This window comes from Streptomyces sp. SID10853 (genome assembly GCF_010548145.1).
Taxonomy (GTDB): Bacteria; Actinomycetota; Actinomycetes; order Streptomycetales; family Streptomycetaceae; genus Streptomyces.
In genome coordinates this window covers 1-11772 of sequence record NZ_JAAGLN010000030.1, presented here as the reverse complement: position 1 = coordinate 11772, position 11772 = coordinate 1, and the positions used below count along the sequence as shown (strand labels likewise).

Annotated in this window: 11 protein-coding genes; 5 read left to right on the top strand and 6 right to left on the bottom strand. The window is 70.1% G+C overall.

Annotation, left to right across the window (positions count from 1 at the left end):
• Positions 1-7: 7 nt before the first annotated feature.
• Positions 8-1360, bottom strand: a complete 1353-nt coding sequence (locus G3I19_RS08985) for a M6 family metalloprotease domain-containing protein (RefSeq protein ID WP_164261742.1) — start codon at positions 1358-1360, stop codon at positions 8-10.
• A 249-nt stretch (positions 1361-1609) separates the two neighbouring features.
• Here G3I19_RS08985 and G3I19_RS08980 point away from each other — a divergent pair, with 249 nt between their 5' ends.
• Positions 1610-2248: a TetR/AcrR family transcriptional regulator gene (locus G3I19_RS08980; protein ID WP_343235032.1), complete on the top strand. Its 639-nt coding sequence runs from the start codon at positions 1610-1612 to the stop codon at positions 2246-2248.
• A 339-nt stretch (positions 2249-2587) separates the two neighbouring features.
• Positions 2588-4117, top strand: a complete 1530-nt coding sequence (locus G3I19_RS08975) for an MFS transporter (RefSeq protein WP_164261737.1) — start codon at positions 2588-2590, stop codon at positions 4115-4117.
• A gap of 59 nt (positions 4118-4176) precedes the next feature.
• Here G3I19_RS08975 and G3I19_RS08970 read toward each other — a convergent pair whose 3' ends face one another.
• Positions 4177-4692, bottom strand: a complete 516-nt coding sequence (locus G3I19_RS08970) for a MarR family transcriptional regulator (RefSeq protein ID WP_343235031.1) — start codon at positions 4690-4692, stop codon at positions 4177-4179.
• Positions 4693-4783: 91 nt separating this feature from the next.
• Here G3I19_RS08970 and G3I19_RS08965 point away from each other — a divergent pair, with 91 nt between their 5' ends.
• Entirely contained in the window at positions 4784-5563 is a 780-nt protein-coding gene (locus G3I19_RS08965; protein WP_164261731.1) for a class III extradiol ring-cleavage dioxygenase, read from the top strand.
• Positions 5564-5614: 51 nt separating this feature from the next.
• On the opposite strand, the gene G3I19_RS08960 is transcribed toward G3I19_RS08965, so the two are convergent.
• Positions 5615-6172, bottom strand: coding sequence for a GNAT family N-acetyltransferase (locus G3I19_RS08960; RefSeq protein WP_164261728.1), 558 nt, complete (start codon positions 6170-6172; stop codon positions 5615-5617).
• Positions 6173-6367: 195 nt separating this feature from the next.
• Between G3I19_RS08960 and G3I19_RS08955 the strand changes: the two genes are divergently transcribed.
• Positions 6368-7348 (top strand): sigma-70 family RNA polymerase sigma factor, encoded by a 981-nt coding sequence (locus G3I19_RS08955; protein ID WP_164261724.1) that lies wholly within the window; start codon positions 6368-6370, stop codon positions 7346-7348.
• 210 nt (positions 7349-7558) lie between these two features.
• Here the strand turns inward: G3I19_RS08955 and G3I19_RS08950 are convergent, their stop codons facing one another.
• The gene (locus G3I19_RS08950) at positions 7559-9121 is read right to left on the bottom strand and encodes an MFS transporter (protein WP_164261721.1); all 1563 of its coding nucleotides are present in this window, start codon (positions 9119-9121) and stop codon (positions 7559-7561) included.
• Positions 9122-9183: 62 nt separating this feature from the next.
• On the opposite strand from G3I19_RS08950, the gene G3I19_RS08945 reads away from it, so the two are divergent.
• Positions 9184-10155 carry a YafY family protein gene (locus tag G3I19_RS08945; RefSeq protein WP_164261719.1) on the top strand — a complete coding sequence of 324 codons (972 nt, stop codon included), beginning with the start codon at positions 9184-9186 and terminating at the stop codon, positions 10153-10155.
• A 39-nt stretch (positions 10156-10194) separates the two neighbouring features.
• Here G3I19_RS08945 and G3I19_RS08940 read toward each other — a convergent pair whose 3' ends face one another.
• A complete protein-coding gene (locus G3I19_RS08940) occupies positions 10195-10941 on the bottom strand; it encodes a DUF6227 family protein (RefSeq protein WP_164261716.1) in 747 nt (248 codons plus the stop codon).
• Between the two features lie 157 nt (positions 10942-11098).
• Positions 11099-11772, bottom strand: a 674-nt coding sequence (locus G3I19_RS08935) for a P1 family peptidase (protein WP_203599353.1), incomplete at its 5' end; no start/stop codon positions are given.

The following is an 11772-nucleotide window of genomic DNA, read 5'->3' as shown; positions in this document are numbered from 1 at the left end:
GGGGCCGTCAGGAGCGGGTGATGCGGACCCGGTAGTCGCCCGACTTGTCCTTGCCGGTGATCTTGATGATGATCCCGTGCGCCGCGTCGGTGAAGGTCTGGCCCACCGTGTACGGGGCGTCCGACAGCTCCGCCTGCACATTGGCGCGCAGGGTGCAGCCGCCGCTGTCCGGGGTGCTGTCCCTGACCGAAATGGGGCCCTGGCCGGTGTCGACGTCACCGTCGACGCGGTAGACGAGCGCTCCGGGGCGGCACACCGCGTCGTCGTTGCCCGAGCGGGTCCTGATCTCGACCACGTAGGCGGCGGACTCGGACATCGGGATCACGGCCAGTTTGGTGCCTCCGCGCGTTTCCAGCGGCGAGAGCGTCGCCTCGTGAGTGCCGGGCGTCGACGCACAGCTGACCTGCTTGTCGTCCAGCCAGCCGAGCTTCCACTTGTGCCAGCCCAGCATGTCGTTGTTGGCCCCCCAGTCCTCGGACATGATGTCCCAGTGCCCGACCGAGCCACCGCCGCTGGACGTGTAGAGGTCGGGGAGGCCGAAGGTGTGGCCGTTCTCGTGCGGCAGGACGCGGTAACCGGTGTGGCTGTACGAGCCCGATCCGTCGTCCTGGCGGCTGTAGATGAACGACATGTTGGAGAGCTTCACGCCGTCGGCGACGGGCGCCTCCTCATTGCCGGAGAACGTCACCGACAGCACGGTGTCCAGCGCCGATGGGCCCGCGTTCGGGGTGGCCAGCACATTGATCAGGTCGTACTTGCGGAAGTCCACCTGGCGGTCGGCGGCCTTCACGATGTCCTGGGCGAGCCGCCGGTACCCCGGCTGGTAGGGGGAGCCCCGCTGTATTCCGTACGAGCTGAACGGCGACGGCATCCGCAGCCAGCGCTTGACGGGGGCCTCGGGGTGGTAGTCCAGCCGCCCGTAGGAGCTGGTGCGGTACCAGGTGGCGGTCTGCGGGAAGAACTCGCCGTACCGCTTCATCGCGGGCTCCGACCCGTGCGCGTCCGGGAAGTCGATCATGAGCGTGAGGGCGTGGACGCTGCCGGTCGAGCGGGCGTAGCCCGGCGCGGTCGGCAGGCCCTCGGACATCTGGACGCCCAGCGCACCGCCGATCCGGCACGGGCCGAGCGACAGGGCGGATCCGGGGCGGTCGGCGCGTACGGAGAGCCGGCCGGTGGCGGACGCGGGGCCGCCCGGCGGGGTCTTCTGCAGCAGGGTGGTGCTGCCCGAGGTCAGTGCGGCCAGTGCGAGCGCCGCCAGGGTGACGACGGCCAGCGGGCGCCGGGGCGAACGTATCCGGGAGCGGGAGGTCCGGGAACGGCCGGAGGGGCTGCCGCTCGACCTGGGGCGGGTCTGATGCATGCCTTCGCCTTCGGGCCGCGGCAGCCGACGGTTCCGAGCTGCACTCGTTCGATCACCCTGTGTCGGGCGAGGCGGGGGCGCGCGCTGGGTGAGCCGATCGTGGACTTTTCCGGACGAATGGGATGTGTCTCAGGTCACATGAGGCGGGGGAAATAACTGGGGACCGTTTCCCCGTTTGAACCGGTGTCACAGCGAACCGGGGAGACCCTCCCCGGTTACGGGAACCAGGACCGCAGGGAAGGAAGCGCCGTGGAAACCGCCACCGCCGTCCGGCCGCGCACCAGGGCCGATGCTCTGCGCAACCGGGGGCGGATCGTGTCGGCCGCGCGTGAGATCTTCGTGGAGTACGGGCCGGACGTGCCGCTCGACGAGATCGCCCGCCGGGCCGGCGTCGGCAACGCCACGCTCTACCGTCACTTCCCTGACCGGATCGATCTCTTCCGGCATGTGGTGCTCTCCGTCATGGCCCGCGTCGCGGACCAGGTGGAGGCGGCCATCGCCGAGGAGCCCGACAGCTTCGCCGCTCTCCGCCGCTTTGTGCACGCAGCGGCCGACGAGAGGATCGGTGCGCTCTGCCCGATGCTCTCCGACGGTTTCGACCGTGCGGACGCGGAGATCATGGCGGCGCGCGACCGGCTGGAGGAGACCGTGGAGGACCTCATGAGCCGTGCGCGCGGGGAAGGGCAACTGCGCTCCGACGTCGCCGTCGGGGATCTGTTCGTCGCCCTCTCCCAGCTCACCCGGCCACTGCCCGGCACGGGCTGCCTGGGTCTCGACCGCTTTGTCCACCGCCATCTACAGCTGTTCCTCGACGGGCTCCAGACCTCGGCGCGGACGGTCCTTCCCGGGTCACCGGCGACTCTTGAAGACCTCCGCCGGCCGTCGTAACGCAGCGGTAATCCGCGGACCCCACGCTTGAACACGATGCTCGACCTGTACCCGATGCTCGATCTCGACGTTTGATCACGACGCCTGAACACCACGCCTGAACAGGACGCCCGAATTGCACGCCTGACCTCGATGCCCGACGCCCGAATCCTGATGTCCGAATCCTGATGTCCGGATCCTGATACCCGACGCCCGCGTGTGCGCCTGAAGCGCGCGCCTGGAACGTCCACCCGCGCAACACATCACCGAAGTGCGCCCCGAGGCGCGCTCCGGAGCGCGACCCCTGCACCCCTCATGACCTCTCCGCACCCCTAGGTGGCTCCCGCCATGTCTCATTCCATGTCGAAAACTCCCGACATATCACTCCCTGATCCCAATCGCTGGAAAGCGCTCGTCTTCATCGCCCTGGCGCAGCTGATGGTCGTGCTCGACGCGACGATCGTGAACATCGCGCTGCCGCACGCCCAGGTCGACCTGGGTATTTCGGACGCCAACAAGCAGTGGGTCATCACGGCCTACGCCCTCGCCTTCGGCGGGCTCCTGCTCTTCGGCGGCCGCATCGGCGACCTGTGGGGCCGTAAGCGCGCCTTCGTCATCGGGCTGCTCGGCTTCGCCGCGGCGTCCGCCGTGGGTGGCGCCGCCGCCAACGAGGCGATGCTGCTCACCTCCCGTGCCGCGCAGGGCGTCTTCGGCGCGCTGCTCGCGCCGGCCGCGCTGTCGCTGCTCGCCGTGACCTTCACCGATGCCAAGGAGCGCGCCAAGGCGTTCGGCATCTTCGGTGCGATCGCCGGTGGTGGCGGCGCCGTCGGCCTGCTGCTCGGCGGATTCCTCACCGAGTACCTGGACTGGCGCTGGACGTTCTTCGTCAACATCCCGTTCGCCGCCGTCGCCGCGCTCGGCGCGTTCTTCGTGATCCGGGAGCCCGCGGGCGGCCGTAACCGTTCGCCGCTGGACATCCCCGGTGTGCTGCTCTCCACGACCGGTCTGGTCTCGCTGGTGTACGGCTTCACGCGCGCCGCGTCCGACGGCTGGTCCGACCCGGTCACGATCAGCATGTTCGTCGCGACCGTCGTCCTGCTCGGGGCGTTCGTCGCCGTCGAGTCGAAGGTCAAGGCCCCGCTGCTGCCGCTCCGGGTGGTCGCCGACCGCAACCGCGGTGGCATCTACGCCTCGCTCGGCCTGGCCATCATCGGGATGTTCGGTCTCTTCCTCTTCCTGACGTACTACCTCCAGGTCGTGCAGGGCTACTCATCGGTCAGGACCGGCTTCGCCTTCCTGCCGATGGTCGCCGCCATGATCACGGGCTCCACGCAGATCGGTGCCCGGCTGATGACCCGGGTGCCCGCCCGGTTCCTGATGGGCCCCGGCTTCGCCGTCGCGGCCGTCGGCATGCTGCTGCTGACCCGTATCGAGGTCGGTTCGTCGTACGCGTCGGTGATCCTGCCGGGCATGGTGCTGCTGGGCCTCGGTATGGGTACGGCGTTCATGCCCGCCATGTCGCTGGCCACGCACGGCATCGCGCCCCGTGACGCGGGTGTCGCATCGGCGATGGTGAACACCTCGCAGCAGGTGGGCGGTGCGATCGGTACGGCGCTGCTGAACACGATCGCCGCGTCCGCCACCACCGCGTACCTGGTCGGGCACGCGACGGCCGGCGGCAACCCGAAGCTGGTCCAGGCCCAGGCGCTGGTGCACGGCTACACGAACGCGATCTGGGTGGCGGTCGGCATCCTGGCGGTCGCGTCGGTGATCGCGCTGACGCTCATCAACGCCGGTCGTCCCTCGGCCACTCCGGTGGCGTCGAACTCCGGCTCCGGTGACTCCGACGCGGTCGAGGACGAGGTGCAGATCCCGGTGATCGCGCACTGAGCCCAGCCGGGTACGGACGTTCTGCCCTGGTTCCGCGGGGGCGCCTCAGGAGTGAGGTGTCAGCGGAGCCAGGGCAGATCCGCGTCCTCACCCGGCGGCTGGAGACCTTCGGCCATCACCCGCATGATCTCGCCGAGCTGGCCGATCTGTTCGGGGGAGAGCCGGTCGAACAGCGCCTGCCGTACGGCTGCGACATGGCCGGGCGCGGTCCGCTCCAGCACCTTCATACCGGCGGGCGTCAGGACCGCGTTCTGGCCGCGCTTGTCGGAGGGACAGTCCTCGCGGCGCACCCAGCCGTTCCGCTCCAGCCGCGCTATCGCGTGCGAGAGCCGGGAGCGGGTGATCTTCGCGTCCATCGCCAGCTCAGTCATCCGCATCCGCCGCCGGGGCGCCTGGGAGAGCTTCACGAGCAGCCCGTAATAGATGTGCGGCATCCCGGCGTCCCGCTGCAACTGGCGGTCGAGATGGTCCTCCAGGAGCGTGGTGGCATGGAGGTACGCACGCCAGATGCGCTGCTCGTCGTCGCTGAGCCAGCGCGGTTCGTCAGGGGGCGGTGCCGAGGTCATGTGCTCCACTGTACGACTCTTTCTTGAATATTAAACTAGATGCGGCTAAGGTCTGATTCTGAGTCAATGCTTGAGACTTCAAGTAATGGAGTTGTCGCCCATGTCCGCCATCGCCCCCGAACGCATGCCCGCCCTCTATCTCTCCCACGGCGCGCCACCGCTCGCCGACGATCCGCTCTGGCCCGGCCAGCTCGCCGCCTGGTCCGCCGGTCTGCCGCGCCCCAAGGCCATTCTGATGGTCTCGGCGCACTGGGAGGATGCCCCGCTGGCGCTCGGCGCGACCGAGACCGTCCCCCTTGTCTACGACTTCTGGGGCTTCCCCGAGCACTACTACCAGGTGCGGTACGACGCCCCGGGTGCGCCCCTGCTCGCCGAGAGCGTGCGGAAGCTGCTGCGCGGCGCCGGTCATCCGGTCCAGGACGTCCCGGACCGGGGGCTCGACCACGGTGCGTACGTCCCGCTGGTCGAGATGTTCCCTGACGCCGGGATACCCGTACTCCAGATCTCCATGCCGACGCTCGATCCGCGCAAGCTGATGGACATCGGGCGCAGGCTCGCCCCGCTGCGTGACGAAGGCGTGCTGATCGTCGGCAGCGGCTTCTTCACCCACAATCTGGCCGCGCTGCGGCACGAGGGCACCCCCGGCTGGTCCACCGAGTTCGACGCCTGGGGGCGGGAGGCGCTGGAGGCGCAGGACATCGACGCGCTGCTCGACTTCGAGCACAAGTCCCCGTCCGGGCGGCTCGCCCACCCGCGCACCGAACACTTCGCGCCACTGTTCGTGACGCTGGGGGCGGCCCAGGACGGGCTGGAGAGCCGGCGCGATGTGATCGACGGCTTCTGGATGGGGCTGGCGAAGCGGTCGGTGCAGTTCGGGTAACGGCCTGGGGTGCGGGAGCGGGGGATCAGGGGCCGGGATCGGGGGCCCGGATCAGGAGGTACGGGCCGGAGGCGGCGGGCCGGGCTGTCCGCCCAGCTCCTTCTCGTACCAGGCGACGTCGTGGTACGCGCCGAACTTCCGGCCCACTTCGCGGTAGGTGCCCACCGGTGTGAAGCCGAAGCGGGCGTGCAGTGCGGCGGACGCCTCGTTGGGCATGGTGATGCCGGCGTACGCCCGGTGCACGTCCTCGTCACCCAGCGCCTCGAACAGCGACATGTAGAGCAGCGTGCCGATCCCGCGCCCTGCCGCGTCCGGAGCGCAGTAGACGGTCACCTCGACGGACGTGGCGTACGCGGCCTTCGGCCTGAGCGCGCTGCTGGTTGCGTACCCGAGAATCCGGGCAGACGGTACCTCCTGCGCAACCAGCAGCCGGTGCGGGCCGTCCTCAGGGTGGGAGAGCAGCCACGGGCGGCGTTCCTCGGGGGTGAAGACATTCGTGTCGAATGTGATCGCAGTCTCAAGGATGTAGTGGTTGTAAAGGTCGGTGAGGGCCTGGAGATCCGCCTCCTTCCCCGGCCTGACCTGCACTTCCGTACGCTGCGCAGCCATCTGCTCTCCCTTGGTGGCCGGACAGGGTACTGCATGATCACCAAAAACAGAGCGGGTCATGGGAATTCTGTCCGGATTCCAGTCGTTGTTTCCATCAGATGCAGGACACCGGAGAGGGTGTTCCGCACCACACCGAGCCCCACATCGAGCCACTGATTCGCGACCTCATCACGTTACTCACGTTAGGGAGCACGCATGGCAACCCGTGCCGTCGCCCGTCGATCCGACCGGGCAAGCAGCGTTCGCGCCGTAGGCGGGGAGATCGCCGACCGCGACCTGGTCGGCATGTACCTCGACGAAATAGCGCGTACGCCACTGCTCGACGCCGAAAAGGAAGTCGAGCTGTCCCAGACCATCGAGGCCGGGGTGTACGCCCAGCAGATTCTCGACGGTTCCGTGCAGAGCGAGGCGGCCGGGGCCACGCGTGAGGAACTGGAGGCGCTGGTCGCCGCCGGGGAGCGCGCCAAGGACGTCTTCATCCGGTCCAACCTGCGGCTGGTCGTCGCTGTCGCCCGCCGCTATCCGCGTGCCGGTCTGCCGCTGCTCGACCTGATCCAGGAGGGCAACGCGGGCGTGGTGCGCGCGGTCGAGAAGTTCGACTACGCCAAGGGCTTCAAGTTCTCCACCTACGCGACGTGGTGGATCCGCCAGGCCATCACCCGGTCGATAGCGGACCAGTCGCGCACCATCCGCCTCCCCGTGCACCTGGTGGAGGAGCTGGGCCGGATCCGCCGTGTCCAGCGCGAGTTCAACCGTGAGCACGGCCGCGACCCTGAGCACGAGGAGATCGCAGCCGAGCTGGACACCAAGCCGGCCCGGGTGAGCGATGTGCTGGACTGGGCGCGTGACCCGGTGAGCCTGAACATGCCGGTGGACGACCAGGGCGAGACCCAGTTCGGCGACCTCCTGGAGGACACGTCGGCGGTGTCGCCCGAGCAGTCGGTGATGACGCTGCTGCGCAGTGAGGAGCTGGACGAGCTGATCGGCAAGCTCGATCACCGCACGGCTTCGATCATCAAGATGCGGTTCGGTATCGACGACGGCCGGGAGCGGACGCTGACCGAGGTCGGCAAGGAGCACGGTCTGACGCGTGAGCGGATCCGCCAGATCGAGAAGCACGCTCTGCTCGAACTGAAGAAGATGGCCGACGACGTGGGCTTCGACGCAGCGGCGTGAGCGGCCCGGACCGTTCCCCGACCTCTGCTCCGACTCAGCCCCTGCACCCGGCTCCCTCGGCCCTCTCCGACCGCGAATCGACTACAGACGCCGGACGGCGCCCACTGCGGGTGCCGTCCGGCGTCTGTAGGAGTGCTTGCCCGAAGGGCGGGTCGTGGGGCGTGCGAAGCGGTCCACGGGCCCGGTAGCCCGGCCGCCCCGCCGGTCGGCTCAGACCGTGAGCGCCGGCTCCCTGGGCGTCCCGTCCGGGTCGGGTCCCGGGCGTTTCTCCGGCCCGGGCGCTGACACGTCGGTACCGCCGGCCGCCGGTGCCCGCTTCGGCAGGGCGAACATCAGCAGGAAGATCACACCGAGCACCCCGGCGACCCACCACAGCGAGTCCATGAAGGCATGGACGAAGGCGGGGCCGGTCGCGCTCGGCGCCAGGCGGTCGCTGATCGACCCGAAGAACACCACGGACACCAGGCCGAGCCCCAGCGCGTTGCCCATCTGCTGCACGGTGTTGATCAGGCCCGACGCGGACCCCGCGTGCTCCTTCGGAACATCGGCGAGCACCGCGTCCGTCAGCGGGGCGACGATCAGCCCCATGCCGATCCCCATCACGGCCAGCGGCAGCGCCATCTGCCAGGACGCGATCGCCGTCCCGTACCTGTCCGCCTCCCAGATGTAGAGCAGCAGCCCGCCCGCCATCAGCAGCGCGCCCGCCTGGAGCACTTTGCGGCCGAAGCGCGGCACCAGCTTCTGTACGGAGATACCGGCGGCCGCCGACACCGCGACCGAGAACGGGATCCCGGTCGTTCCGGCCCGCAGCGCGCTCCAGCCGAGCCCGATCTGCATGTACAGCGTCCAGACCAGGAAGAAGATCCCCAGCGCCACACCGAACGTGGCCTGCACCGCGATACCGGCCGCGAAGCTCTTCACCCTGAACAGCTCCAGCTCGACCAGCGGCGACCCGTCCTTCCGGGCCTTCAGCCGCTCGTACGCGACCAGTCCGCCGAACACGACGACGCTGCCCGCCATCGACACGTAACCCCAGACCGGCCACCCCAGCTCACGGCCGCGCGTCAGGGGGTAGAGCAGCATCAGCAGACCCGCCACCACGAGCAGCACACCGACGATGTCCAGCCGGAGCGCCTTCGGGGCTTTCGACTCGGTGATGAACCTGCGCCCCAGCAGCAGCCCGGTCAGCCCGACCGGCAGGTTGATCAGGAAGATCGGGCGCCACTCCAGACCGGCGATGTTCCACTCGGTGAGCAGTGCGCCGAGCAGCGGGCCGGAGACCGCGCCCAGGCCGACGATCGCCCCGAACAGCCCGAAGACCTTGCCGCGTTCCTCCGCGGGGAAGGTGGCGTGCACGATCGAGAGCACCTGCGGCACCATCAGCGCCGCCATCGCGCCCTGCAGGATGCGTGAGGCCACCAGCATCTCCGGGTTGGCCGCGAAGCCGCACAGCGCGGAGGCCAGCGTGAAGCCGCCTATCCCGATGAGGAAGAGCCGCTTGCGGCCGTGGATGTCGCCGAGCCTGCCGCCCGTGATCAGCCCGGCGGCGAAGGCGAGGGCGTAACCGGCGGTGATCCACTGGATCTGGCTGAACGTGGCACCGGTGTCCTGCTGGATGGACGGGATCGCGATGTTCACGATCGTGACATCGACCAGGTCCATGAAGGCCGCGGTCATCACGATGGCCAGCGCGAACCACCGGCGACGGTCGGCCCTGAGCGCGGCCCGGGCGGCCTGTGCATCCCGCGCGGTGGGCGGAGGTGTTGAGGTCATGCGGGGAAGCTAGCTGTCATCTAGGTCAGGGTGTGTCCCACTTCCCGGGCATCCTGGCTGTCATGACGGACACTCCGGTACGGCTGCTGCACCTCCTCTCGCTGCTCCAGACTCCGCGCGAGTGGCCCGGCGGTGAACTCGCCGAGCGTCTCGACGTCAGCAGGCGCACGGTCCGGCGCGACATCGACCGGCTGCGCGACCTCGGCTATCCGGTCCAGGCCACGATGGGCGCCGAGGGCGGCTACCGGCTGGTGGCGGGCAAGGCCATGCCCCCGCTGGTCCTCGACGACGAGGAGGCCGTGGCCATCGCGGTCGGGCTGCGTGCCGGGGCCGGACATGCGGTGGAGGGCATCGAGGAGGCTTCCGTACGGGCCCTGGCCAAGCTGGAACAGGTGCTGCCGTCCAGGCTGCGCCACCGCGTCGCCACACTCCAGGCGGCGACGATCCCGCTGACCAGCGGCGACGGGGCGACGATCGACCCGGGCACGCTCACGGTGATCGCGGGGGCGGCCACCGGACCGGAGCGGCTGCGCTTCGGCTACCGCGCCGGGGACGGTACGGAGACGAAGCGGCTGGTCGAGCCGTACCGGCTGGTCTCCACCGGGCGCCGCTGGTATCTCGTGGCGTACGACATCGACCGGGACGACTGGCGGACGTTCCGGGTCGACCGGGTGAGCCGGCCGTTCGCGACGGGGGCGCGGTTCGTGCCGCGCGAGCTTCCGGTGCGGGACGCGGCGGAGTTCGTCAGCCGGTCGCTGTCGCGGCGACAGCCCTCGGTGGATCTCGACGTCACCTTCGAGGCCCCGGCGGAGTTCGTGGCGGCCCGGCTGCCGGGCGGGATGGGCACACCCGAGGTGCTGGCCGAGCGGCGCTGCCGGCTCAGGGCGCCGGTGGCGGACTCGCTGGAGTGGCTGGGGCTGCGACTCGCGCTGGTGGACGCGCAGTTCACCGTGCACCACCCGCCCGAACTGGTGGAGTACGTGGCGGAGCTGGGCGCCCGGCTGGTCCGCGCGGCGGGGGAGGAGAACCGGTAACGGCGGTAACGGGGCAGGTGTGGGCCAGTGGGACGGAGCTCAGCGCACGCGGGCGCGGAGCTCCATCGCCGTGCGGGCCTCGCTCTGGGACAGATAGACCTCGCACATATGGCGTCCGTCGGGCGTCGCCGTGTGCTCGACCTCCCAGAGGCTGATCTCCTGGCCGTCGAGCAGCAGGAAGGCGTGCTCGTAGAGGGTGAAGGCGGCGGGGCCCACGCTCTCGAAGCGGCACTGGCTGCCGAGGGCCTGGCTGATCTGATGGGCGAAGGCGGACCGCAGCAGCCCGGCGATGTCCTCACCGGGGCAGTCCGGGTTCTCCGCGCGGCGCAGCAGCCGGCGGGCATGGTCGGCCGAGCGGTCCGCCGCGTACGTCCTGGCCACCGCGGGCGGGGGCGCCGACTGGAGCGCGGCGAGGATCCCGAGGTCGTCCTCCGGGTCGTCGTCGGGGAACATCGCGGCGGCGTCCGCCCCGCGGATCCGGGTCACGGCGAGCCTGGCCTCGGCCTCGCCCGGATACAGCTCGTACTGCGGGCCCGCGCCCGTACCCGTCTCGTACACCAGCTCCCACAGCGCCAGGTCGGTGCCGTCGGCGATGAGGAACGTGTGCCGGTACGTCTCGCGGTGCAGCCCCGCGCCCGAGCTGTGGTGCGAGGAGTGCAGCGCTGTGCTGTGGGCCAGCGCGGAGCCGAGCCGCTCGACGGTGGCGTCGGGCAGCTCGAAAGCGTTCAGTGCGCGCCCGAGGAGTCGCGCGAGGTGCTCCTCGGTCGTCTCATGCGAATGGCTCAAGGTCTCTCCAGGCCGTCGCGGCAAGTCATGAGGTCGGAACTCAACGTAGTCCCTGGGTCTGACAACGTGGCCTTCGTTCGGCAAAACGATGGGGGCGTGCGAAAAGTTCCCGGGCGCCCCGCCAACTCACGTGTCCGGTACGTCAGTAGATGCCGCGTCAGCTCGGATCGGTTCCGGTGCCCGTGCCGTACAGGTCGCGGTGGGCCGGGAACCAGCCCCCCGGCCCCTCCACCGGCTCCGCCGCCCTGACGGCCCGCACCACGGCCCGGCTCAGCGCGTCGGCCCCGGCGGCCAGTACGTCGTTGAGGACGCTCAGGTCGGGGCGGTGGCCCGTGCCGGTGGCAAGTGCGAAGACGGTGTCGCCGTCGTGCATCAGATGGACGGGCCGCACAGCGCGTGCGAGCCCGTCGTGTGCTGTTCCGGCCAGCTTCTGCGCCTGGGCGCGGGTCAGTTCGGCGTCGGTGGCCACGACGGCGATGGTGGTGTTCAGCGGGGGGCGCGCATTTCGCTCGCGCGCCAGAGCCAGCAGGCGCTGTGCCTCTTCATGGACGGCGTCGGCCGGGTATTCGGGCCGGCCCTGCCCGTACTCGCCGTAGAGCACGCCCGTTCGCGGATCGACCGGTGAGCCCGCCGCGTTGACCACGGCGACGGCTCCCACGGTGACGCCGGACGCCAGTGTGACGCTCGCCGAACCGACGCCGCCCTTGAGCCCGCCGGCCACCGCGCCCGTACCGGCGCCGACGCAGCCCTGTTCGACCGGTGTGCCCGGGGCCGTGCGCGCAGCGGCTTCCACGGCCGCGCGCCCCGTCGACGCGTCCGGCCTGGCCCGCC